This window comes from Vibrio sp. YMD68, from assembly GCF_029958905.1.
Lineage (GTDB): Bacteria > Pseudomonadota > Gammaproteobacteria > Enterobacterales > Vibrionaceae > Vibrio.
Genome location: NZ_CP124613.1, coordinates 864,186 through 888,460, shown reverse-complemented (window position 1 = coordinate 888,460; position 24,275 = coordinate 864,186). Strand labels below are relative to the sequence as shown.

At 40.0% G+C, this 24,275-nt stretch carries 22 protein-coding genes; 6 read left to right on the top strand and 16 right to left on the bottom strand.

Annotated features, from left to right (window positions below; translation table 11 throughout):
- Nucleotides 1–113 precede the first annotated feature (113 nt).
- Complete coding sequence (locus QF117_RS03975; RefSeq protein ID WP_282384792.1) at nt 114–1,334, bottom strand: EAL domain-containing protein; 1,221 nt, start codon at nt 1,332–1,334, stop codon at nt 114–116.
- The gene (locus QF117_RS03970) at nt 1,331–2,143 is read right to left on the bottom strand and encodes a helix-turn-helix transcriptional regulator (protein ID WP_282384791.1); all 813 of its coding nucleotides are present in this window, start codon (nt 2,141–2,143) and stop codon (nt 1,331–1,333) included. The genes QF117_RS03975 and QF117_RS03970 overlap by 4 nt, the downstream gene beginning before the upstream one ends.
- 895 nt (nt 2,144–3,038) lie before the next feature.
- Here QF117_RS03970 and QF117_RS03965 point away from each other — a divergent pair.
- Nucleotides 3,039–3,449, top strand: a complete 411-nt coding sequence (locus QF117_RS03965; RefSeq protein ID WP_282384790.1) for a helix-turn-helix domain-containing protein — start codon at nt 3,039–3,041, stop codon at nt 3,447–3,449.
- 210 nt (nt 3,450–3,659) lie between these two features.
- On the opposite strand, the gene QF117_RS03960 is transcribed toward QF117_RS03965, so the two are convergent.
- From QF117_RS03960 to QF117_RS03915, 10 genes are all read right to left on the bottom strand, one after another.
- Nucleotides 3,660–4,649: an OmpA family protein gene (locus QF117_RS03960; protein ID WP_282384789.1), complete on the bottom strand. Its 990-nt coding sequence runs from the start codon at nt 4,647–4,649 to the stop codon at nt 3,660–3,662.
- Nucleotides 4,650–4,770: 121 nt separating this feature from the next.
- Nucleotides 4,771–6,900 (bottom strand): hypothetical protein, encoded by a 2,130-nt coding sequence (locus tag QF117_RS03955; protein WP_282384788.1) that lies wholly within the window; start codon nt 6,898–6,900, stop codon nt 4,771–4,773.
- A 187-nt stretch (nt 6,901–7,087) separates the two neighbouring features.
- Nucleotides 7,088–7,621, bottom strand: coding sequence for a porin family protein (locus tag QF117_RS03950; RefSeq protein ID WP_282384786.1), 534 nt, complete (start codon nt 7,619–7,621; stop codon nt 7,088–7,090).
- 1 nt (nt 7,622) lies between these two features.
- The gene (locus QF117_RS03945) at nt 7,623–8,558 is read right to left on the bottom strand and encodes a hypothetical protein (protein ID WP_282384784.1); all 936 of its coding nucleotides are present in this window, start codon (nt 8,556–8,558) and stop codon (nt 7,623–7,625) included.
- A 101-nt stretch (nt 8,559–8,659) separates the two neighbouring features.
- Nucleotides 8,660–9,376 carry a hypothetical protein gene (locus QF117_RS03940; RefSeq protein ID WP_282384783.1) on the bottom strand — a complete coding sequence of 239 codons (717 nt, stop codon included), beginning with the start codon at nt 9,374–9,376 and terminating at the stop codon, nt 8,660–8,662.
- A 1-nt stretch (nt 9,377) separates the two neighbouring features.
- On the bottom strand, nt 9,378–12,050 hold the full coding sequence (locus QF117_RS03935) for a TcfC E-set like domain-containing protein (RefSeq protein ID WP_282384782.1): 2,673 nt from the start codon (nt 12,048–12,050) through the stop codon (nt 9,378–9,380).
- Nucleotides 12,051–12,148: 98 nt separating this feature from the next.
- The gene (locus QF117_RS03930; protein WP_282384781.1) at nt 12,149–12,664 is read right to left on the bottom strand and encodes a hypothetical protein; all 516 of its coding nucleotides are present in this window, start codon (nt 12,662–12,664) and stop codon (nt 12,149–12,151) included.
- Between the two features lie 53 nt (nt 12,665–12,717).
- Nucleotides 12,718–13,230: a hypothetical protein gene (locus QF117_RS03925; protein WP_282384780.1), complete on the bottom strand. Its 513-nt coding sequence runs from the start codon at nt 13,228–13,230 to the stop codon at nt 12,718–12,720.
- A 411-nt stretch (nt 13,231–13,641) separates the two neighbouring features.
- Nucleotides 13,642–13,827: a hypothetical protein gene (locus QF117_RS03920; RefSeq protein ID WP_282384779.1), complete on the bottom strand. Its 186-nt coding sequence runs from the start codon at nt 13,825–13,827 to the stop codon at nt 13,642–13,644.
- 26 nt (nt 13,828–13,853) lie between these two features.
- Nucleotides 13,854–14,585 (bottom strand): EAL domain-containing protein, encoded by a 732-nt coding sequence (locus tag QF117_RS03915; RefSeq protein WP_282384778.1) that lies wholly within the window; start codon nt 14,583–14,585, stop codon nt 13,854–13,856.
- A 210-nt stretch (nt 14,586–14,795) separates the two neighbouring features.
- Between QF117_RS03915 and QF117_RS03910 the strand changes: the two genes are divergently transcribed.
- The 4 genes from QF117_RS03910 (at nt 14,796) to QF117_RS03895 (ending at nt 19,125) form a co-directional block, all read left to right on the top strand.
- Nucleotides 14,796–15,860: an HlyD family secretion protein gene (locus QF117_RS03910; RefSeq protein ID WP_282384776.1), complete on the top strand. Its 1,065-nt coding sequence runs from the start codon at nt 14,796–14,798 to the stop codon at nt 15,858–15,860.
- A complete protein-coding gene (locus tag QF117_RS03905) occupies nt 15,850–16,836 on the top strand; it encodes a DUF2955 domain-containing protein (protein ID WP_282384775.1) in 987 nt (328 codons plus the stop codon). Before QF117_RS03910 ends, QF117_RS03905 begins: the two co-directional genes overlap by 11 nt.
- Nucleotides 16,837–16,973: 137 nt before the next feature.
- Nucleotides 16,974–17,714, top strand: coding sequence for an EAL domain-containing protein (locus tag QF117_RS03900; RefSeq protein ID WP_282386145.1), 741 nt, complete (start codon nt 16,974–16,976; stop codon nt 17,712–17,714).
- A 235-nt stretch (nt 17,715–17,949) separates the two neighbouring features.
- Nucleotides 17,950–19,125, top strand: a complete 1,176-nt coding sequence (locus tag QF117_RS03895) for a threonine/serine exporter family protein (protein WP_282384773.1) — start codon at nt 17,950–17,952, stop codon at nt 19,123–19,125.
- 51 nt (nt 19,126–19,176) lie between these two features.
- On the opposite strand, the gene QF117_RS03890 is transcribed toward QF117_RS03895, so the two are convergent.
- Nucleotides 19,177–19,446: a DUF3861 family protein gene (locus tag QF117_RS03890; RefSeq protein ID WP_282386144.1), complete on the bottom strand. Its 270-nt coding sequence runs from the start codon at nt 19,444–19,446 to the stop codon at nt 19,177–19,179.
- Between the two features lie 62 nt (nt 19,447–19,508).
- Here QF117_RS03890 and QF117_RS03885 point away from each other — a divergent pair, with 62 nt between their 5' ends.
- Nucleotides 19,509–19,934, top strand: coding sequence for a MarR family transcriptional regulator (locus QF117_RS03885; protein WP_282386142.1), 426 nt, complete (start codon nt 19,509–19,511; stop codon nt 19,932–19,934).
- A 99-nt stretch (nt 19,935–20,033) separates the two neighbouring features.
- Here QF117_RS03885 and QF117_RS03880 read toward each other — a convergent pair whose 3' ends face one another.
- The 3 genes from QF117_RS03880 to QF117_RS03870 all read right to left on the bottom strand — a co-directional run bounded on the left by QF117_RS03880 (nt 20,034) and on the right by QF117_RS03870 (nt 24,221).
- On the bottom strand, nt 20,034–21,023 hold the full coding sequence (locus QF117_RS03880; RefSeq protein ID WP_282384772.1) for a GTP-binding protein: 990 nt from the start codon (nt 21,021–21,023) through the stop codon (nt 20,034–20,036).
- A gap of 114 nt (nt 21,024–21,137) precedes the next feature.
- Nucleotides 21,138–22,820 (bottom strand): amidohydrolase family protein, encoded by a 1,683-nt coding sequence (locus QF117_RS03875; RefSeq protein ID WP_282384771.1) that lies wholly within the window; start codon nt 22,818–22,820, stop codon nt 21,138–21,140.
- 210 nt (nt 22,821–23,030) lie between these two features.
- The gene (locus QF117_RS03870; protein WP_282384769.1) at nt 23,031–24,221 is read right to left on the bottom strand and encodes a BamA/TamA family outer membrane protein; all 1,191 of its coding nucleotides are present in this window, start codon (nt 24,219–24,221) and stop codon (nt 23,031–23,033) included.
- Nucleotides 24,222–24,275: the final 54 nt, after the last annotated feature.

Here is a 24,275-nt window from a genome sequence, read left to right as displayed (position 1 = left end):
AAGAAGAATAATGTTTGGAGGCTTTTGATAGCTACGTTTATTTTCATTTAACTTTAACTTTAACTTAATAATGGTAAAAACTATCGTATAAACTGCCTATTTAATATTTATCATTATGTAACCATGCAGGAAAGAGCTTCACTTTTGATAACTTTATTCACAATAGTCAATTCCTCTATTTTTTTTACCGCTTCCCTAGGCGTAAGAGGTACACCGTGAAGATAACCTTGCTGTATGCAACCACCATTATCATTGATAGCATGAAGTGCTAAAGAGGTCTTTTCATCGTCAATGCCTTCATACACGACTCGAAAGTTGTTAACTGATGCAAGGGTCTTTACGTCATTATCTGTTTTCAAACCATCTGTGTTACCAATGAATTTCCAAGTCATTTTTCTATCAATTTTTATCTCGTTAATAGGTAGATTAATAATATTTCCGAGATTAGCCAAGTTCGAACCAAAATCGTCTATCGATATTTCAAAGCCTACTGATCTTAGTTTCAATATACTCGTAGCCTGTTCACTTTGAAAACCATCTTTAATGTGTTTTTCTTTTAATTCCAATACTATTGTATGTTCAACGGCACCTTGTTCATAGAAGCTCAATAGATGATTTACAACGTCGCCGTCCATTAATAAAAATGGATCTATATTTATAGAAAACCGAATCGATTTATCCAACATACAAAAATAACGCTTATAGTCATTTCTGAACCGATCGATCACTATACTACAGAATCGTTTTTGCTTTCCTATCTCATCGATTTCTGGCAAGAAACTACTGAGAGGAAGCATCGAACCGTTACCGTCTATCCATCGAGGTAAAACTTCAAATCCAGTAATAGTATTTTTTCTTGATATAACTTGTGGTTGGTACAGCAGGTGGATAGGTAACTGGTCTCTAAATATGTCAAATACAATCTCTTTATTGCCTTCTGAACATATTTCTTTTTCACTCAAACAGCTAGCTACCAATTTTTCCATTTGATCTGGCCAAACTGGTTTTACTAACGACGCCACGACATTCAAGTTATACAGTTCAGCGAGCATGCCAGCTGAGCGAACAATCGTATTATCTAACCCAGAAATAATGACCAATTTAGATTTGACGCTATGATTAGCCATCATTCTAATTAAATCGAAACCATCACCGTTAGGCATCATCAAATCGGTGATGACTAGGTCAAATCCTTCTGCATTAATTTTCGACATTGCATCGTAAGCATTCGTCGCAACGCGAACCTTTATATTTTTAACCGAAGGACTCAGTGATTTTTTTATAACTTCCCGTGAAATATCTACACCATCTACAATTAAAATTGATTTCTTCATTTTTTTGATATCCTATATTTTGATATTATAGACATCCAAACTCGGTTCTTCTTTATTTCCTTTGAACTTAATTTCATTACTTTAACAATAGTTCCTTTTATATTGACGCTAGTATATCCCAAGCCAATAGAATATAGAATATTAAACATTCTCACATTATTCACATGCATCTTAATAATCTTATTCGGATCTGTACTCTGAATATACTTATAAACGAATCGTCCTAAAGTTGGAATGAACGATGAGTAATGTGTGCTATTACATGAAACTATTAAATCTACTTTTTCATTAACATCAATATCCTCACCAGTATAATCTAATATTAGTCTACTGTTAGAGCTCAATAGGTGCCCTATTATTTGCCCATTGACTAGAACAAACATTAGCTCACCTGAATATTGATTTATTATCTTTTCAATCACGGATCTTCTCGTTTTTCCATTATCCTGCATCGAGACTAGAATCGGATTATTTTCATAGTTGAAAATGACATCTATTAAGTGTAAATAACTACCTATAATCCCAGAGTTACTCGCGGTTATTAACACGACATCAGGATTGGAAGTAGTATTTTCGTCCGTATATGCATTTGTATTTAACTTCCTGTACAGAGCTTTCAAATCATTGCTATCTATGTTATGGCACCAAACATCAAATATGTTTATGCCTAGCAATTCCAGTAGTTCGTTCATTCTCTTCAGGTGAGGAGTTGTAATCCCCCTTTCCCACCGACTAAGCGTTACCACATCTAAACTATAAAAGTTTGGGCTACTTTTTTGAACTAAATCAACAAATTGAGTTTGAGACATTCCATTCTTAGTTCTAAATAATCGGAGCGTTTCTGAGAACATTTTATTGCCTACCTTCTATTTATTACTTTTTATAGCCCTATTATCTCCACTTGTAGATTATACGCATTGGCATTTTAAAAAACTATATTTACTTAGTGCCTATAATATTAATATTTAAATTCACATCAAGTCGACCGCAGCCATTGATAGGATTAGATTAGATTCAATAAAAAACATTTCCACCCTCTAATTTTCATTAAATAATAAAAATTAAACACTGTGTTTAAGTGATTAACCAGAATAGCATTATTGACATGTGAAGTGAGGGGTTCGGGGTTATTGAACTTTCAAAAATACGCGGTATTAATGCTCATCATGGAATCGATTTGAGATTCAATAATGTAGGCCAGTCATACAGACTAAATTTATTTTATAACTATTTATTTTGCATAATGCCTATGTCGACACTACGCTTTTAATATACATTGGCATAAGGAAGTAGTGCTATGCGTTACACTATAATAGTAACTGTTGTGATATTATCTTCGTTGTTATCGTTTGGTTCAGTAGCTGATAGTGTTAGTCTACGTTGGGTAGGGAAGGTCCCACCCTTGAGTTGCGCCGAAGCTCCCCTTTCAAATCAGGTAGATTTCCTTACACTAAAAGATCAATGCCCTGACGAGTTTGTAAAAAAAACAATCAAATCAAACCCGAAGAATATACAGGCATTCGTGTCAATCAATCTTTAACGACCTATTAACGTGACACTGTTTATGTTAAACAGCGTAGGTTCATAACCGACTCTCGATGTGAGATAAGCAAAATAAAGCAGTAAAGATATAAAGTGCTCTAGATAATAAAGTATCTTCCATTAAAATATTGTTGATTATTCAATATTTAATGGAAGATACTTATGATAGTAGAATTGAACCATGGGACGCTTAAAATCAATGTGTACAGCAGTCATTTTAACCAAACTGCTGCACCAAAAACTTCAATAGAAGCTCAACTTAACCAAAGTGAATATCTATTATTGTTAACTTTATTTTCTAACATGGGTCAACACATGACTAAACACCAGCTTAAACTTACTGGCTGGCCTAATACCATGGTATGTGATAATTCGCTCAACATGGCAATAATGACATTGAGAAACAAACTCTACGAACTGGGTAACTTTTGGGAGATCAGTACCATCTATCGGGTCGGTTACAGTTTAAATATTCATAGCGATTACAAGCGTGTAAATATTGAAACCAACCTGTTTTTAGGTAATTCCTCCAAAGAAATCAACCCTAGTGTAACTGACTTTTTGACCTTTTGACCTTTTGACCTTATGACTTTTCGACTTTTCGACTTTTCAATACTGGCCATCTTCAAATTAAATACAGCATGTTATACATTGTAGCGTTCCATTTATGAGCTAAGATGAGCCTGATCCTGTATTGTACAATACCTCTGAATAGCCAATGGTTCGGAAGATCACAGGGTATTTTGGTTTAGACAATACCCTACCGTAGCTGAAACGTGTTTTTCAATGTTGAACTTGGTAATCAAACTCAATAATTTCCACTTCTACACGGCGGTTTTTCGCACGCCCAAGCTTGGTTGTATTCGTGGCCACAGGGTCATTTTCTCCTAAGCCTATGATTATTACCTGCCCCACATCAGCACCCAATGCTATTAACTCATTCGCAACAGCATTCGCGCGTTGCTCAGAAATAAACTGATTATACTTATGTGATCCTGTTGAGTCTGTATGTCCGACTAATCTCACCTTGGCTTGTTTGTATGAATTTAGAATATTAGATATTTCAACAAGACTATGTTTGATTTCCTCCGTTAATATTGCGCTATCCGATTTAAAGTTACTTGCATTCAAACTGCGTGTTTGGAAGGTTTCTCTAGTAATAGTAGGACGCGCTGGTGTGATTGGATCAGAACCCTTATCAACAGTTTCACTTGGATCATGCTGTGCAGAAAAAAGGCGTGACGCTTCATATTTCCCGCCAAAATTATACACCAGACCGAGGGTTAAAGAATTTGCTGACGGAACAAAGGCATCGTGTTCAATATTACTTAAATATTGGTATTCTATTCGAACCGAGATATTATCCTTTGAAAGGACTTCTAATCCTGCCGCCCCTAGATAAGAATAAACATCTTCTTTACCATAGTGAACGATCCCTACTCCTAACTTCGTGTATAAAAAAAACAAGTCAGAAATAGCGATGTTCAATTTCGGTCCCACTGTGTACGCCACCATTCTCTGTAGCGGTAGATCGGATGTCGAGAACTTTCCTAGCTCATCATAGCCAGCTTCAATTGAAAGCGTTTCCCACACGTCATAACCCATGATCATACCGAAAGCTTTATCTTCAGCTTTGCATTTTGATATTGATAAACATGTTTGGTTCAACCATGATTTACCCGCTTTAGCACCGATGTAGGTGTTAGATAAGGCACGACTCGATGCGGTCAATAATGTACTTGTTATCACTATGGCAACTAGCCTATTTTTCATGTTTTATTTTTCCTGTTAACGCTTTGGGCATTATAAAAATACGTGCAATGGGATGTCATAACTGATGGGCCCACATATTCAGCGAACCACACCATCGCATAGGTAAATTAGCTAATAACACTTATTCTTCATCAGATATTGTTTGTGGGGGTACATTAAAGGTTATCTTGCTCAATGAACGTACAGTATCGCCTATCGAATTTTTATAGGAGGCGATGACGTCAAAGGTCATGTTGCTATTAGGTGTGACATATTGCGGATCCCACGTTATCCGTACTTTTTTCTCTCCATTAATATCAGTTAGTTCATTCTCATCGTTTAGCATGGGTAGTACTCGCTCTAAAGTGTCTGGATGAGTTTCCCGATACACATCAAATTCAACGATATAGCCTACTAGCGGATTAAGGTTTTCATCTTCTAATTTTGCTGTTACCTGGTTGCCAATGTCAGAATTATAAAAAGCAAAATTCTCAGTGGCTTTTGATGTGAGTCCTGCGGTTTTCTCATCACCGATGAAATCAATCGTATGCGCTGTTTTAATCCCGTTATAACTCACCGTTAGTTCAATCAAATCCGCTTTGAATGTAGTTAACGAAAAAGAAGCAATGCCATCCAATTCAGTTACCGTTTCATCAGTAAACGAAACATAGTTACTGTTGGCCCTGGCTGAAACCAACGCACCTTCGACGGGCTTCCCTGACAGAGAAATTTTTACGTTTACTACTGCTGTGTCAATACCATCCGCGATGGCGTCTGTGTCTGACTGTGCTAACACCTCAATGACTCCTTGCTTAATGCAAGTCACGTAAAAGACGGATCCACTCACGACGCTAGTGATTGGACCTGATGGCATTTGATACGACTTGAACGTGTCACTTACAGGATCATACGCAAGATAAGGCGATTGAATAGGCCAACCATGTTCACTACTGACGTCGGTATCGGTTCTCAATGCGTCCATCTGCGCCGGCGTAGTAAGACTTCCATTTTGGCTAGTGCAATAACGCTTCGCATATGGGAGCGAGTACAACGCCATTTCAATAGCGGGGACATAACCGCTATCTACGGCAACACTTGCATAAGGCACACCCGAGCCCAATGCATCGAGTGCGGTCGGTGGAGGCGTGAAGTAATCGACTCCGAGATTTATTCCTAACCAACGCGCTGACTGATTAAGATCCGTCACCTCAACTAGAAATAGCCCCATTTCATAGGCACCATTATGATCACTCACCACAAAACTGACGTGATAAGCACCGGCTTTGTTAGCGACAAAAGTAATCACTTTGTTACTGGTATCATCAGGAGCCTTTGAAACCGCTGTAGCATTAAAGACACTAACATCGACCAATTGATAGTCGTCAGAATCATTAGACGTAACAAACTGGCTTATATTGATATCGACGGGGTCGTTAACATTCACTACCGCATCTAATATTCCATTTTTCTCCACGATCAAACCCTGATTTGCATGGTACCCGATCGCAATATCTATACTTCCCATCAACACTAAACGGTTCGTTGAATCTTCAAAAGAATACATGATCCGATCAATGCCGGTATAGCCGACCGCAGGCGTATAATAAATAACCCTATCGTTTAGCAAAGGTTGTTGTACGCTACCGGCCATAGGAAAAGGCAACGTTAGCTCAACCAGATCGTAGTTTTCACCAAGTACATAACCCACGTTAAGCAGTGCTTCTTCTATGTTGAATGTGATTGCTGTGTCTACTAATGTCGCGGTACTAAGTGGAGTCAACACCGTACTGTCTGGTTCCGCGCTTACTGCGACTCGCCCTATCGCCGATGTTGATACAACAGAATTCATGTCATCAGTTGATATACTTAATGAGCGATTATTTAGCCCTGCTTCATCTTTAGTATTCGGTTGTGTCGCCTGAACGTAGTACCGATAGTCACATACCATTGCCTCAGAAGCTTGTACGATAAAAGCGGATTTAGTGATAGATTGTATTTTGCATTTGTCATTTTTAGATAGCACATCTACGTCTGTTAGCTGAAAGTCAGCCCCGTGGGTTGCAGACACCTTATTTGATAAATCGACTTTATAAGTAGCGTGAAAGCCGGTTGACACCAATAAGTCTTGCGCACTGATGCTATAATTTTGTTGGGATTGCATTGAGCTCTCTAGTACTTGGTCCGTTTCTTTATCTCCGCATCCCCCTAAGCCTATGGCAGCTGCAACCGCTATTGTTAACCAAGATTTCTGCTTTATATCGAATATACTCACGTTAAGCCTTTTACATAATGGATCTGTAAAAATGATAACCAATGCGCCTAAATGCATATTGAGCATATTTTTATTGTATAATTCTTAAATGCTCACTTAATTCAGATTTTGGCATGAGCCATGATCACTTCCCCATCGATGAGATAGATGAAAAACATTAATAGTTAAGCCAGTGATCGCATATAAATTAAAAACCATGGTTTGTATACTCTTGGCTTCTTGAGGTAGTACTCATCTCATCACTGGTTGGAAATCGGTAAACAAACGAAAAATTCAACGCGTATAAATCACTTTGACTAGCCTCTATATCGAAAATAGACTGGTAGCCTAACTCTGCAAACCAGTGTTTTGTTAATTGGTAGTTGATCCCTAACACCGCAGTAGGGTTCGCATCACTGTTCATAAAAGCAAATCCTCCACCCGCGTATAATGAGGCGTAACCACTCACTGGAATTTTCCATTTTAACTCAGTAAGTACAGGGGTAATGTCTGAAAGACTATTCGTAAAGGCTCTAAAGTTCCCATACCCCACTTCTAGAAGCACATTTTTATTCAGGTTATAGCCCAGTGTTGCTTTATAGCCCATGGCCTCAGAAGACAATTCATTGGCGTCAATAACAGAGAACGTGACACTCGAACCAATTTGGAACGGCGAGAGATCATTACCAGAGAACGCCATCGAAGGCAGTATAATTAGTGCTAATAAATAATCGTGTTTCATACTATATACTCGGCTCTAACATTATAGTCACTTGATCAGTGTATTCCCCTGACGTAATCACCGCCCCGTCTACGTCATAACTGAACATTAGATTAAACTCTACACGGCTACTGGGACCATTTCCTAATCCAATATAGGTAGTATGATCTGGAAGTAATAGTTGACCATCATCGACTAATTTCACTGTCTGACATTGTGAACAAACAATGCTATACGGGATTTTTATATTAAAGTCAGATGAATTAATAAGAGAGTACTCATCATCTAGCATTGTAAGTTTTATTCCATCATCAAAATACCCTATTGCCTCAATGAAATATTCTGTAGAAGACGTTATTCGTCGAGTGGTGGAATTATAATTGGGTACCATTACGCCATCGCCCGTCACATTGACTCTTTCCAATTGAACAGGGTCGTATTTAAGGCTTATGATCATTATTTCATTTATATTACGAAATGTAGTAATACCATGATTTTCATAATAGTAACGAATTATTATGGGTATTGATGCAGAATACAAACCTGGTGTCTTTCCTCTTAATACTGAAATAATATCTTGGTCGTCGATACTAAATAGTGGTCTAAAGAAAACAAATGGGCTCGATTTTCCGGCATTATTCAGTTTATACGATGAGATGCAATTGTCGCCCTCTACACTCACAATGGGTAATGTCACAGTATCTAAACGACACCCACTCCCTGTACCTGTGTCAGACACCGAATACTCAATACCCGACGTATTGTACTGTATGCCTAAGATCTGTATTTCTAACGGGTCAGTCATCACGCCATCGCTACCTGTTAGTTTTATAGTTTCAGGTGGAGAAGCTGCGAATGTTCCGGCTTTCCAAGACGTTGATGTTTGGAGTAAAGGGGGAACTTGCCACTCACTTGGTGCCATCTTTCCATAAGCCATGGTCACGTTTTCCCAACTCACACTTCCGCCCCTAATTTCTCCCCTAAGACCAATTGATGCTTGTACGGACAATACTGCGCTCAACCCAATTAAAACGGTAAAAAATCTAATGTTACCCTGCATCAGTTACTACCTCGCTTTACTGATTCTTTTTGTGAGTAACTTTTATCATGAGAGGTAACGGTAATATTGAGTTGTTCACTTTGTAATTGAGGAGGTAAATTAAAGGTCTTTTCTCGCCCTGCAATTAACGTAAACTTCTGTCTGCAATTTGATGTGATTTTTTCATTACAGTTATTGACAAACACACTGAGCATCGTATTACTGTCGTTTTTTACTGTTAACGTTTCACCGTTATTAAAAATCTCGTATGAATAGATAGGCTTAGTTGTTGGAATAATATAAACAGGAGAGAATCCGTAATTAATTTCGATACCACTGACCTCTTCCCCTTCTGGATTGTATTTACTTGGGGCAAAAGGCAACATAAACATAAGATCGCGTGACCCATCACAAGTTGTGTTGTAACAAAGGCTCCGTACTCCCACCGCTTTTTCTTCACCTGGCTTTAATATCAATTTCTGATGTGTCAGTGATATTTTCCAATCTTCAATGTTATTGATATCATATGGCGTTTTAACCAAATTAACACCATCGTTGACATCTAATTCTTGAACCTGTGCCTCTACAAAAATGGGATTAGGTTCATCATTTTTTAGCGTGATAATTCCGTTACCTTTTTTATCACTAACAATAAACATCTTATCTACTGAAAATGCTAAAGATTGAATCGAAAAAAACAGCGTTATGATAGGTAATACCCGTATGATGTTTTTCATATTATTTTCCATTTTTAATTTTTGTAATCGGATAATATTCCACCGAATCGGTATAATAGTGTTTTTGTGCGAGCCTCTTTATTTCTGAAATTTCTTTTCTGTGCTGATTAAAACTGCCTTTAACACCATTAGGAGATTGAGCTATGTAGATGGCTTTCTGCTGACCTATATCTTTCTGTATGACTTGATAACCCAGTGATTCAAATAGCTTGATATGGTTATTTAGCGCCAGTGACTCTTGATAAACACCTAGAAAAAGTGCTTCCAAATTCCGGCCGTCGATATCAACAAGTAGTGGTTCACTACGATCAAAAATTGATAGGCAATAGTTTTGACCAAAATTCATTAGGTTTGTTGAACGGAACTCATAGGGCAATAAACAGCGGGTATTTTTTGATGTTAATGCGAAGTCTAAGCCCTCAATCACAGTAACGCGATAAACGCCATCGGACATTTTATTGACTTCTATGCACCCCTCTCCTTCACACTCAATGTCGAAAACTGGCTTCTCAGCTATATTTTTAAATGCACTGATAAATGAAACTGTACGGCTTACTTTTGGCGACAATGACATCACCGTACCAGGCTGAGCATAAACGTCTAACTGTTTGGTTCCAGTGCTATAGAGATCAACGCTTTTTGAATCGAATGACGCTTTATATTCATTGTAAGCTTCGACAGGCATGATGGTTTCATCATCATAGACGATAAATTGCCTGTTTCTTTTTCCACCTTTCTTCAAAGTGAAATACCCTTTTTCGTCAATCTCTTGGCCGTTCGAGAAGCCATCATCAACGGAAACGTCTACTACCGCGTAAGCGGCCGATGATTTGTCCGTAAAATAAATATCACCGTTGGCGATAACCTGTGTGCTAGATAAACCAAGATTGATACCATAATAACCATTAGTAGAAGCATGGGCAGACATATTCCCGCGCGCATATGACGTGTTACCGTTAGCACTTACCAGCATACTTTGGTAGATAGTATTGATGCCCCGATCATAGGTATTACTAACCTCTAAAGACGTAGCCACAGAATCAGAGTCAATAACATTACTTTTTCTCAGTGTTGTCTTAAGGTATGCGACACCTCGTGTATTTGAGGTTTCCCCTAAGATAGCCTCTATCGTCGTTGAAAGCGGTATACTCCAAAGAATACTTAAGGACATTTCATCGCGAACATCGGTTACATCTAGGTTTACATTAAGTCGGGAATCCAGTGGAGCAGGCGTGGTGTAACCAATCGAAAGCAGTTGGTATTGCTGGTCTGTGACTGTACCTATCGCATCCAGTAATTTATCGTCATTAATAGAGTAAATCGCATAAATAGATTGACCATGACCAAACGAATAGGTTGTATTTAAAGACAGCCTTGAAAAATCCGCATAGCCATACATATATGAAGCCAAAGGATCTCTGTTTTGATTACTGAGTTGCTCGTATGCAAGACTGAGAAAAGGAACGCTAATGTTCGCATTCATATGAGAGGCGTCTTCGAACTGGCGAAACACGGCTTCGGATGAAACTCCCCACTCTAATAGGCTATAGGATCCCCCTAAGTTAAACATCGTTCCTTGCTTTGAGGCAATGCCACCAATACCTAAGTTGAAAGAGGGCCATAGTTGGTAATTGACTAATCCCTTCGCGTACGGATCACCTTCAATATCGTTTACACTCTTCATTCGATTGTCATAATGATTAGTTTTGAAAAAACCGGAAGATAAAGCGAAGTCAGCGCTCCCTGCAGGTAAGCTGTCACTGCTATTATTGTAGATTTGATAGGTTTGAGTTGTCGTTGTAACACCACTACCCGATTTTACTTCAAGTAACACTTCATAACGGCCCCTGGGCAAAGAACTATAGGGAATGGAATGTACACCCTCTTTGACGACATTCTGATGGATTATGCGCTCATTACGATAGATATAGACATTGCCACTCGTGGGGGCATAAAAAGTGAGTAACTTATCGCTATTATCCCCACCCATCAGTAAGTTTTTAGAGCTACCAAAAGTGATTGAGCTTTGTGATATGCGTGCATTCCCGTTAAGAAAGTCCGTAGTATTGACTTCTGGATCATAGGAAAAATAGCCCGCCTTTAATAAATACGAATCAACATCTAGATGGTAACCCGCCTCGTATAGTTCTGATCCAATTTCACTATTATTTAGATAAAAATCTGTTTTTAAGTATCCATAAGGCATACCCACAGTGAGTTTATCATTAAATGATATGACTGAATTTTGTTCAGAATAATCACTAGCATAAAGATCAAACGAGTTTATGACACCGTTATGTTCATTCTTAGCATCGTAATACAATCTATTCTCTTCTATCCTATCAATTTTGATATTCAGCACTTCAGGAGAAACGAATAGGTAGACTTCTTTATCGTTATAGTTGTGAACTATTTCATACGTATCGGGGTAGAGCTCACACTCATTCAGCACCCCTGTACAGTTTGATGTATCTCTTACCCCAGTTATAAAATCATCTATAATTATTGACTTATATTCATCGCTAATTTCATTATTTTCAAGATACCTATTCAGATTAGTCATCGAACTTACGCTATTAACATCCAATTTTATCCTATCAAATGACGAAAAAAACACGATCGGTTCCGACATGGTTCCATCAAGGTTTCTCAGCTTTAACGATGATTCACTCATGTGAAATAATTCTTCAAATCCTTTCGGAATTGATTCGGAGAAAACTAATGATGTATATATAGATAAAAAAACAATACATAATCTTCTGCACTTGACCATTACACATCGATCTCTATATTAAATGTTATAGCACCATCGCATTCTTCCGCAACACCCGATGTTATAATCTCACCGAATGGCCTAAAAACCATTTGGACAATATGATCGCCACTTTTATTTTCCCCATCATCATCGACAAAGGTTAATATCTCACTACTTTCCGACTCGCTAATATATTCACCATCAAATAATACTGAGACAAATTCATTCTGTTCATTTTTATCACCCGAATAATCTGTACAAGTTGATAAATTCCTTGTGAGTGTTGATATATAATTTATATTAGTCTGTTCTTTTGGTATATTCGTAGTGATTTTAAGATGTACCAGAGCATCTTCAAAACCGCTGTTATCAATTTTTGTATTTAGATTAATTACACTTGGTTCAAACACAACACTAGATATAGAGTTACTATATAAATTATTAACATCAATCACGCTTGATAGCGGCAATATTTTATATTCGGCTTGCACTGAAGTATTAACCAGGAAAATAATTATAGGGAAAAATTTCATATTGGCGCCAAAAATGGCTCGCAATACACAACGAGCCAACGAATACTTAATAATTAGGCTTTTTCTGCCATCAGAGTCACACTAGCTTGAACAATAGACCCGCCAATATCTGCTGCTGGTAACTGCGCTGTTTGTGATATTTTAATTGACACCGTTTGAGCTTGAATAGGAGCACTTTCTGGAGAGAAGGCTTCACCATTAACAAGGACTGACACCTCTGAAGAAGCGTGTTCTAAGCCATCGTATGTGACTTTACTATCATGATATGACCAGTTCGCATCAGCTAGTTCACCAACCACTGGTGTATCGATATCCCCTTCATTTATATGCGCTTCGAGGATAAGCTCATCGGAACTAAAAACCCCCATTGAGTTAGCCGTAATCCCACCAATTTGCGCCTCTTGAATTCCATTAAGTCCAGTAATCACTAGCTCATCATCATTTCCTGATACTGGAACCTCGCCATACCAGGTTACGGTAGCGGGTGCAGCGGCATAAGCACCAATACTGGTGGTTAAACCGACTAACAGGATAGAATTTAGAACCTTTTTGTTAGCAATTTTCATTTATAATCCTTATTGAATTTTAGATAGATTTAAGTCCGAACCTAGGATTCGTTAACTCATTGGTTGGACATAGACATTATTTACCATCTCACTTAAAAAAAATTGAGCATGTGTAAAAATCATCAAATTAATATGCCATTAAACTTATAGTTTATTAAGTTAGGTGCTATTGTTTCACGCTGAGATAGTACGTAATTTGAGATAGTACGTAAGTTGAGATATTACGTAATTTGAGATAGCACGTAAGTATTGCGGGACTGGATTGGCACTGAGGGCAATGTTGTTGATGACGAGTAATATTATATATTTGGGTTTAAATCAGGAGTGGGAAGGCAATAAGATTACAATTTTAATTTTAGAGTTAAAATACGCACTTACTTTTTACTAAGGTTTCATAGCTAACGAAGCCCACTACTTGCAAGTGGTTTTCTCTTCATATTTAAATAGATTTAAAAGGAATGATATTTCAATGTCACTTAGTGAAGCATTTATATCACCCTCCCGATTAGTCAACTCCTTATTTATTATCACTTCTATTTCCTTTAGCTCACTCTCCGTTAACTTAGGAAGGAAGTCAATTATTTCATTTAATTTCATCGGTACAATCCTAAAATAAATGCGTGTCAAATGAGAATTTTTGGCTTTTCGATATAGTATCCTTGCATTAGCGCAAAAGGGAAAAAATCCCTTATCAGGGAATATTGAAGCTTATCTTCAATTTTTTCGATAACGACTCTCATATTTTTATTGACTGCTACAGATATTATGGAGATTAGTTCACCAATTTCGTAATCATCTATACACAGCTTAACCGCACTGAATATAGGACTAAACTGGTCAATAGAAATATGATTGTGCGCATTAAGTTGGTAATCATCGAGAACCAAATCAACCCCCAGTTTTTTTATTTTTTGAAACGAGATGTTACCCCATTCAGAGCTTCTTTCTGTAATTTCAATCAATAATTTCACACCAATACTTTTGTATTGGCTAACTAAAGATGCTATTCGATAACTGGTCTGCTCTGCCTTTAAGGCCGCTGGTTCAACATTCATGAATATTGTTTTGAACCTATCAGCCAAAGCAGTTTTATTCAATCTCATCCAGTCAATTTGCTCAAATGTGAAATTTTTCACCATCGTTTCTGACGATGATAACTGCTGATAGAAAAAATCTATATCATCCACCTTTTCCGGACGAAACAGTAATTCTACTGTGCCATGAGGGTGTATGTTTTCGTTTCTAACACCTAATGTAATCAATTGAGAATACACATTGAAATTCTGACACGAAAAAGTGAAGGGAGTAAAGCTTGTAGCACTATGATTGACACCTTCAATCGTATTTCTATACATAATCTCATTCTCAATTTCTTATTGACCGATGCGCTGATTATCTTAATTAGAAATAACTCTCACAAGTGAACGGCGTGTTTCATTCATTGTCGTGTAGACTGCCTCCTAAATAGTACGAACCTGAGTACAGGTTATAGAAAGATATTGATCGCTTGATGCTATCTGTTTTCCAATTTATCATAGGTGTTTTCTTTCCTAAGAGTCGGCCCCATGTCTGCTACTGAAAAATCCTCTCAAAAATTAAGCTTTCTCATCATTGCTATCGTTCTGTTGGTCTGGCTTTACAGCCTTTGGGCGGATCGTGTTACCCCCATGACAGGAACGGCTAGAGTTCATTCTTACTTGGTGAGAGTTGCAACAGAAGTCTCTGGCAATGTCACCGAAGTATTGGTCAAAAATAACCAGGTTGTAGAGGCAGGCGATATCTTATTCAAGATTGACGCAAGAAATTACGAAATTGCGCTAAAGGTTGCCAAAGCGAACCTCGAAATAGCGGGACAAAACATTGGAGCAAGCACCGCAGCAGTTGAAATCGCGCAGGCTAAAGTGGTAGATGCATTGGCCGCTCGTGATAATGCGAGAGAGCAGTCCGCCCGAATCGCCGAACTTGCTATTAAAGGCGTCTTGAGCAAATCCGAATTAGATAACGCGATGGAATCTCGCGAACGTACACAAGCCGCGCTTGAAGCCGCTGAAGCCTCATTAATACAAGCAAAACAGAACTTAGGCCCAGAGGGCAGTAACAACCCGCAAATTTTATCCGCAATGGCAAGATTAGAACAAGCTCAATTAGATTTACAGCGCACTCAGATCACGGCCCCTTCAAATGGTATCGTCACGAATCTTCAATTGACCGTAGGACAAAAAGCATCAGTAGGGTCACCGATGTTGACTTTCATCGACCCGAGAGAAGTTTGGATTTCTGCCTCTTTACGCGAAAACTCTATCGAACATATAAAAGCAGGACAAAACGTTGAAATTGTACTCGATGCACTACCAGGCCGCGTATTAAAAGGTAAAGTAGACAGCGTTGGCTGGGGAACGGGTGGCAGCAATAACGTTGATCAAGCGACTGGATTTCTAGTTGCTGACAACAATTCTCTCGGGGCACAGCGCTACCCCGTCAACATTGTTTTTGACAATGGAGAAGTGCCCGATAATATTCGCTTTGGCTCTAAGGCAACGGTTGCTTTTCATACCGAACAAAGCCGGCTTGGTGAATGGCTGTCAGGGCTATGGATGAAAATCGTGAGTGTTTGGACCTATGTTTCGTAGTTCAGCCAATCCGGTTATAAGAATCGTTTTTGCTCCCATACTGTTGTTGTTTTACTTGCAACACAGTGGGGCGATTTTACCTATTTTATCGCCAGTGTTTGTGGTGATTTTTTTAACCTTGATGCCCTCTAAACCACCCACGAATTTGCTGTTCAAGCTACTACTCATTCTTTTTTTTGTCAGCTTTATTCTGGTTTCTCTCGCCAGTTTGCTGCTTGACTCTCCTACAGGATACGCTCTGTTTAGTTGGTCTGTCTTTTTTTGGAGTTATTACCGAAGCCACCAAAACTCAAAAGACATACTTGCAACTTTAATGTTAATGGTGGTCATTATTATGACCGTTATGAGTAAACAAATGAGCTTACCTGTTGACGCCCTCCCCTGGTTAATGTTTCAAGATTTGATGATCGCTATCGTTATCACTTCACTGGCCTTTTGGGTCTTTCCTGGCGATGAACGAGATATTCAGCCCGATGAGCAAAGTACAGAAGCCGCCACCACTCATATTGGTCTAATTGCCTTTAAAGCAACCGCAATGTGGTTGGTTTTAGCTGCACTAATAGGTTCAGGAAGTTCGCAAGCGATACTCATCGCTATAACCATCAGCAGTATGATCAAAACCCACCTTCCACACGAGCACAAGACCTTTACTCAGAACAAGTTGGTTACAACGGTCATCGGTATTTTATTTACGATGCCCGTTTTGCTCTTATTTACTGTTAACGTGCCGAACTGGGTGGTTATTGGGGTAACTATTTTTTGCGGAATTCAACTCGCTTGCTACGCGATTAGACGTAAGACAACGATGGGGATCTATCAATTGCTGTTCACCAATTTTACTGTTTTAACGTATCAGATCATTAAGCATCAGGGCACTGAATCACTTTCCGCTGAGCTCATGCGCTTAGTCTCTATTTCCTTAGCTATTTTTATCGGTGCTATTATTCTCAACCTTGCGAAGCCTCATTTCGAGTAAAAACCCTCTAACACTATTAATTTTAAAGATTTTTTGTGCATTTATACTCGCACTCAATGAGAACTCGACTAAACTTGAATTTACTAAAAAGAATTAAGGCTAGAGATATGAAAGGAGCATTACTCGGGGGTAATAAGATGACTTGCGGTCATTGCCGCAACGATGAGCCGCTTGATTTTGATTTTACTATGGCTTTTCAACCTATCGTAAATTGCCAAACTGAAAGCATCTTTGGCTATGAGGCATTGGTTCGAGGGCTTAATAACGAATCTGCGTATTCTATTATTTCAAGAGTAAACGATGACAATCGTTACCTATTCGACCAACTGTGTCGAATTAAAGCCATCGCGTTAGCGGCAAAGTTAAACATTTCCTCTATGCTTAGCATCAATTTTTTACCTAACGCCATCTATCAACCTGAGCGCTGCATTCGCACTACCTTAGAGGCCGCGCTTAAATATGACTTTCCCGTTGAACAAATTATGTTTGAATTCACCGAAGTCGAAAAAATAGAAGACAGTACCCATGTACAACGCATCGTTGCGTATTATAAATCTCTCGGTTTCAAGACTGCGATCGATGATTTCGGTTCGGGTTATTCAGGCCTCAACTTACTGGCCGACTTTCAAACCAACATCGTTAAGTTAGATATGGGCTTGATCAGAAATATCCATACCGATAAAGCTCGCCAATCGATTGTGTTAAATTGCTTAAATATATTTAGTGATCTAAACATTACCCCGTTAGTGGAAGGTGTAGAGACAGTTGATGAATACCTATGGCTAAAAGAAGCTGGAATTGAACTGATGCAAGGCTACTATTTTGCCAAGCCCGCCTTCGAAAGTTTACCTGTGGTCGATTTTTACCCTCCGCAGTGAAAATATTGTCACTGTACAGTAGGAAAACCGACCTCATCAGGTTTTCGTGAGATAAAAACCAACCTAACCTATCTATTCACTTCACTCAAGGCATCATACCTTTCTAGCGATTGCGATGTTCATTTGTAGGGGCCCGTCCTCCATACACGACTATTCGTTACTGTTGAATAAGGATATTATTGAATTAGAACGCCCCTAAAACACACATCGCCTTGGTGATTGAGAAACGAACAGAATGAAGCAAACAAATCACATTGAACAAAGCCAGCAAGATATTTTGAACTTTTCAGATAGATTACATCAATCCGGGTGTGCTCCTTATTCTGTTGCGCAATACACTCAAGCTTACGCAAAGCGCCATAACATGGATGTCTCTATTGATGTCACCCCGACAAAAGTCATCACTATTTTTGAGCAACCTACGCAAAAAGTGGTTATGGAAAACAAAAAACCACCCTCGGTTAACTTACGTGATTTAGTCGCAACACTTAAAGGACTTTCTAATCATTCCCATTACGAAGGTTCAGAAACCTACTCGAATCGTACGTTGTGCTTTGCCAATTTATTGCTTCCACCATGTTACTTAATGTTGGTTGGCAGTACTTATCTGGCGGTCGGTTTATCCATTATTCTGGGCGCTATAGCCTGGTTAGCACAAATATCCCTAACTGGGCCAAGAAGCATTCTTGTCGAGTTTTTTGTGGCCTTAGTAGCCAGTTTTTTAACAGGCATGATAGCGGCACAGGTTCCCGGCTTACCAACGCTAGCGCTGTGCATTTCTTCCATCGTACTTTTTATTCCTGGATTAACCGTCACCAACGGCTTAGCCAGTCTTGCTCTCAATGACTTTCGGTCAGGCATCGAACTGCTAGCACAAAGCGCACTCATAGTAATGAAAATATTCATTGGTATTGTTATGGGGTTAGGCTTAGCCAACATAATCAATCAACCCTTATCAGCACCGGTATTTATTGATGAAATCCCATTAGTTCTTCATATCACCGCGCTGATTGGGATTTCAGTCGCTATTGGCCTCATTTTCAACGCAAGTATGACAGAAATACTCTTAGGCCTTCCTGTCGCAGCAATTGGCATGTGGGGGCCACATTGGTTTACTTCCGATTGGGTTGTGGGTACATGGGTAAGCACAATACTCATTACTCTGTACGGGTTGGGCATGGGTAAATTGCGTCACGTTCCACCACTCATATACATTATTCAAGGGATCATCATTCTTGTCCCCGGTAGTCGAATTATTGTTGGAGCGAGTGAGTCCTTCTTTGCGACCTCCATTTTACCCATTCCAAATATTGGTCTTTCCGCTGTGTTAATGTTTGGCGCGATTATGGCCGGACAAATCATGGTTTATTCTATATTTAGTCGTCATTTTGATTCCATCATTCAGAACTAACCATAGAGGTAACAATAATGGTAACAACAGCTGAGTAACGCCAATACCCCACTATTGAGTCTTTACCGCCTTTTTGACGGTATTCATAAACGTTTTAAAATGTGGCATAAAGTCGACAAACAGTGGGTGCTTTCTATTTAGCATCATTAATGGACCTAATAAGCGAACACTGACACCTAGCCGGATTGCCGCTGGAGCGTCAAGGCCGCTGTTTTGTTTCATTTTTTCCACAATGGCAAATAGGTCTTCTCGATCTTCTACCTCAAACTTCATATTCTGCAGGTCACGATCTGATTTAGTGTTAACTTCTTCGATTGTGATTCACTCGCCATCAATAGCGCTCCTACCTAAAATTTGTCAACTTATAGCAATGAAGATTGCCTATCTCTGTACATACGTCGGTAAAATCTTACTTTCATCTTGTTCACTCTTGGAAGCGTCAACTGAGCGAGCAGCTTGTAAGCCTTGGCTATGATGTCGCACCTATGCACATGCGCGCCATGAAGATCATGACAAAACAGTCTCCTTGCTCATCGATTGAAATCGCGAAATTTTTGCGCCGTGATAAAGCCCAAGTGACTCGCCTGGTGAATACGCTAATCAAGGAAGGATTGCTTAGCAAAGCCTCAAACCCTGAAGATAAGCGCAGCCACTTTTTGACATTAACCGGCTCAGGGAAAGATCTGATGAACAAAGTCTCGGAAATCGATCAAGCTATTTTGCTTCAGATGGCGAGGGGAATTAGCAATGAGGATTTAGAAAAATTTAATGGAATCGCAGAAAAAATGGCTGATAATTTGGCGAGATAAGGTTGTTTAGGATGAGCAAATACAAACTAGGCAGTCGTAAGCTAGGTATAGGCAAGCGCTAGGTTGATAGGCTTGCCATCTACTCCATGTCTGTTCTAACTACGCCACCAGTGCGTTCAGTTTTTTGCGCATGCCGTCCTTATCAAGGCCAGCTTTCGGGCCAATGAAAACTAAGCGTGACGAACGAGATTCATCTTCTCCCCACGCATCTCCAACGGTAACATTGGCTCGTTGACCGGTGCATTGAAATATACAGCGATGCTCAGGGCGGTCCGTTAAATTTAAAATGCCTTTCATGCGATAAGCATCAATGGAAAACTGTTGCAGTATTGGGTATAAACTTTGTAAATTGAGCGGCTGATCGGTTTCAAAGCTGAACGTTTCGAAATCATGTTTTACGTGATCGCAGTGATCATCATGACAATCATGGTGATGGTATCCACTTTCTTCCTGCTGAATCGATTCTTTGGCACTTAAATGGCGCTCACTTTCTGTGCCATCAAATAAGATAGGTAAATCAACTTCACCGAATGAAATATCGACTAATTTGGCAAATGGCGCTTGTACACGACACCATGATTTGACCTCTTGTAATTTTTCGCTATCCACCAGATCAATTTTATTCACGAGCACAATATCGGCCACTTGAATTTGCTGCTCTGACAACTCACCCATTGGCCCTTCCAACCCTAAGATGTTTTCAGCATCAATGGTCGTCACAATTGCATTGAGCGGTGCATGTGCCTGTAGTTCTGGATCTTCAAACTGAAGTGCCACTTCTTTGGGCTCTGCAATGCCGGAGGTTTCAACGATAATGTGATCAGGGCGTTCATCCAAAGCCAATAAACGCATCACTGATACCACCAATCCTTCCGCGAGATTACAACAGATACAACCATTTTCTAGGCTGATCATATTTTTACTCTTAGATTTCACCAACTCAGCGTCGACATTGATAGAACCGAAATCATTAACGATGACAGCCATACGCATTCCATTTGCATTAGTTAGTATATGGTTCAAAAGGGTCGTTTTACCTGCCCCTAAAAACCCGGCGATAATGGTGACTGGAATTGGCTTCTTACTCATGGTGAGTCTCTCATTGTTCGATTGATGTTGTTGAATGATGTAACTAATTCATGGCTTCGATAACAAAGGCCAGGGTCGCTCCTGGCCCTTAGTTACGGCATAGGTACAGTAAAGTTAAGCGCTAACGTTGCGACGAATAGCCTGACCAGGCATCGCGTCTAGGTGTAATTCGCCTTTTTCAATCAGCGGCGCACCGTTAACTAACACATACTTCATGCCGGTTGAAATAGCGTTCGGTTGAGTAAATGTCGCGACATCTTTGACTTCCTCTAATTTAAACACCACTAAATCAGCATCTTTGCCGACTTGCACACGCCCTTTATTTTTCATTTGAGGAATCGCATCTTCAAGAATACGACACGCATTTAAACTGGTGCGTTCCATCGCTTCAACCAGCGAGATGGCCTTGTAGTCATTCACGTATTTGTTGACGAAACGAGAGAAACAAGCAATTGACCGTGGGTGAGCAAACGCATCCTCGGGTAATGGCCAGACATCACCTTCTATAAGCTGCCCTTTACTGTTCATCCAAGGCATGGCGTCAGAGGCAATAGCGGCGCCTGGAAATAAGACTGAACGATCCATTTTTTGGCGGTCATCTTTGCTTTCGTCTGGTTTTAAGAAATGCATAACGACTACCGAACCTGGAGCGGTTTCTTGTAGTTCGGTTACTTTAGCTTGATTAAGTGCTTTACCGTTTATTTCCATGTAGCTAGCGCTTGGCACACCCCAGCGTTCTAACCAATCTTCTCCGCGGAAGACTTCAGCACCAACGGCTGATGACCCTGCGCCATAGGGGTAAGCTTCAGTCGTGATAGCAATGTTGTTGTCAATCGCCGATTGAATTAAATCAGCACAATCTTCAATGTCTTGAACCGAAGTACTGTTTAGGTGACAAACGTGCATATGAGCACCAGTCGTTGCCGATAAGCTGATGAGCTCTTGGTAAGCTTCAAAACTGGATTTCGGCTCTGCGCTGTTTAAGTAGCGCACGTGCGTATAAGTCGGGACATCGTAACTCTTTGCCAGTTTTGCGAGCTCATAGTACTCTTTATGGCCATAGCCGGGGGCGTAACCCGCATTGATACCAATACCTAGCCCCCCTTCTTTTAACCCTTGCTCAACAGAAGCCAGTATTTCTGTTAATTCGTCTTTTGTCGCTAAGGTGTTCTGCCAGTTTTTTAGCGCAAACGCTTTTTGAAACCATACGATGGTTCCATCGGCAGGCGATACGTTTTTCTCTTTAGCCATGACACGAGCGTAAGTCCAGGCCACCGAAGCACCATAGTTGATTGGTCGACCTTCTACAGCGCAGTCATCATAAAACTTACCGATAGGCAGCAAACCTGATTCCATTTCTAACGCGGTCGTCACGCCATCAAATGCTTGTGCGCGAGCTGCCGGAACTTGTTGCCCATGAGCATGCATGTCTATAAAGCCAGGTGCAACAACTAAGCCGGTGGCATCAATCACTTTTGCACCGGTTAGTTTCTTATCTGAAATAGCAGCAATGCGATTGTCTTTAATACCCACGTTACGAACCGCATCCAGCTTGGTTTCAGGGTCAACGACACGGCCATTCTCAATAACAATGTCGAATGGGCCGGTTTCGTTCTTCATCAGAGTGATATTGTCGGTGATGAGTTTTTCTGGGGCGGCATGAAGCACAGAAGCAAAAGGGATGGCCGCCGCGCCAACGGCTAACTTGGTCAGCGTCGAACGTTTATCCGTATCTATGCCATCAAGTGATACTGGCTTGGAGTCCAATTCATTTGAGCTATTTTCATTATTCATCATGGAACCTTACATATGCTTTTTATTGAGCGAGTTTACATACTTTAACGTAAGCGACTTCTTAATCTAGGTCATATTGCGCCACATGGTCTATTTGTTGAACACTACTGATAATAATAGTTCAGAAATATAGTGACGATTTAAAGAAGCGGTATATTTACTCTTTTTGTTTTAACTTTTTACAACGTATAAGGATATAAACGTACTTCGTGATTAGAACCCACTACCAACCGTTATATAAAATGCGCTGTCATCATCACTAAAAGCAAGATCTACCCCCATATGTAACCCATATCGTCGGGCTATTTGGTAACGAAATCCAACACCATACGCATCGACACTTTCATCTTCTGCTAGGCTGCTTTCTTCCGTCGCTTTACCAAGGCCATAGAACGCAGAAACGGTCCAGCGATTATCGATTGCATAAGTGACTTGTGATTGAGCTGTTACAATTTCATCCCCCTGGTAACGGTAAGAAGCAATACCACGTAATTCAACATATGGACGGACGGTCGGCGGTAAATAGCTTTCTTGCGTGTTGAAGTTTTGATAGTTACCCGCGAACGCTAAGGTCCAACGATCCGCCACAGGAATATAGACTTCACCATCAATGCTTAGATTTTGATAGTTCCAATCGCTGCCAATTTTTTCGTCATACACCATATATTCTGCGTTGATCGAGTAACCATTAGTCGGATAGAACATATTGTTTCTGGTATCGTATTCCGCGACAAGACCTAGCCCTGATGTCACCGAGCTTTTGCCCATAACATATTGAATAACATCATTGATGACTTTATTCGCATCTTCATTATTAGTCTCAAACTCTACCGAGCTCTGGCCAATAATCTGTTTAACACCCAGCATTAATGGCGTATTTGCCACTCGAAATTGGAGTTGCTGAAGCGCAACGGCGCCCGACGTTTTCGTCCCGAATTGAAACGTTTTACTGTATGACGAACCTATACTGAACTCTTTAAAAATATCTAGATTGGCCTTTCCAACACCAACGCCTCCCGTATATCGAATGGTATCTTTTAGCCACGAATGTCGATGGCCCGCGAACGCAAACCAAGTCCCGTTCTCCGTCCCCGCGGCCCCTGCTAACGTAATCGCCGCTGGCATCAGCTGGGCGCCTCCATCTAGGGATGTCATTGCAAGTTGTTTACGGGCATTTTTTTCGTCTTCACTTTCATGAAGAAACAGCCCGATAACGCCCCCGCCCAAACCAACCGCTGGTTCCGTGATCAAAATAGGAATAGGTAAAAAGCCATAGGCGTTTTCAGCAAGGTGCTCGCCAAGATCCAGCTTGTTATCTACAGGATCATAAAATGATGCGTGGCTATTCAACGATAATAGGGAAAGTGATAAAGCCAATGCAGAAGTCAGCCTGATTTTATTCATTTTTGAACCTTTGAAGTATAAAGTGCCGGGCACCCAGCACGAGTTTTAATCATT

Excerpts from the sequence above, each read along its gene's own strand:
- QF117_RS03960 (WP_282384789.1), bottom strand. The coding sequence starts at position 4,649 with ATGAAAAATAGGCTAGTTGCCATAGTGATAACAAGTACATTATTGACC.
- QF117_RS03875 (WP_282384771.1), bottom strand. The coding sequence starts at position 22,820 with ATGATGAATAATGAAAATAGCTCAAATGAATTGGACTCCAAGCCAGTA.
- QF117_RS03965 (WP_282384790.1), top strand. The coding sequence starts at position 3,039 with ATGATAGTAGAATTGAACCATGGGACGCTTAAAATCAATGTGTACAGC.
- QF117_RS03880 (WP_282384772.1), bottom strand. The coding sequence starts at position 21,023 with ATGAGTAAGAAGCCAATTCCAGTCACCATTATCGCCGGGTTTTTAGGG.
- QF117_RS03900 (WP_282386145.1), top strand. The coding sequence starts at position 16,974 with ATGACTTGCGGTCATTGCCGCAACGATGAGCCGCTTGATTTTGATTTT.
- QF117_RS03950 (WP_282384786.1), bottom strand. The coding sequence starts at position 7,621 with ATGAAACACGATTATTTATTAGCACTAATTATACTGCCTTCGATGGCG.
- QF117_RS03870 (WP_282384769.1), bottom strand. The coding sequence starts at position 24,221 with ATGAATAAAATCAGGCTGACTTCTGCATTGGCTTTATCACTTTCCCTA.
- QF117_RS03925 (WP_282384780.1), bottom strand. The coding sequence starts at position 13,230 with ATGAAAATTGCTAACAAAAAGGTTCTAAATTCTATCCTGTTAGTCGGT.
- QF117_RS03905 (WP_282384775.1), top strand. The coding sequence starts at position 15,850 with ATGTTTCGTAGTTCAGCCAATCCGGTTATAAGAATCGTTTTTGCTCCC.
- QF117_RS03940 (WP_282384783.1), bottom strand. The coding sequence starts at position 9,376 with ATGAAAAACATCATACGGGTATTACCTATCATAACGCTGTTTTTTTCG.
- QF117_RS03895 (WP_282384773.1), top strand. The coding sequence starts at position 17,950 with ATGAAGCAAACAAATCACATTGAACAAAGCCAGCAAGATATTTTGAAC.
- QF117_RS03970 (WP_282384791.1), bottom strand. The coding sequence starts at position 2,143 with ATGTCTCAAACTCAATTTGTTGATTTAGTTCAAAAAAGTAGCCCAAAC.
- QF117_RS03975 (WP_282384792.1), bottom strand. The coding sequence starts at position 1,334 with ATGAAGAAATCAATTTTAATTGTAGATGGTGTAGATATTTCACGGGAA.
- QF117_RS03935 (WP_282384782.1), bottom strand. The coding sequence starts at position 12,050 with ATGAGTGAATCATCGTTAAAGCTGAGAAACCTTGATGGAACCATGTCG.
- QF117_RS03915 (WP_282384778.1), bottom strand. The coding sequence starts at position 14,585 with ATGTATAGAAATACGATTGAAGGTGTCAATCATAGTGCTACAAGCTTT.
- QF117_RS03910 (WP_282384776.1), top strand. The coding sequence starts at position 14,796 with ATGTCTGCTACTGAAAAATCCTCTCAAAAATTAAGCTTTCTCATCATT.
- QF117_RS03920 (WP_282384779.1), bottom strand. The coding sequence starts at position 13,827 with ATGAAATTAAATGAAATAATTGACTTCCTTCCTAAGTTAACGGAGAGT.
- QF117_RS03930 (WP_282384781.1), bottom strand. The coding sequence starts at position 12,664 with ATGAAATTTTTCCCTATAATTATTTTCCTGGTTAATACTTCAGTGCAA.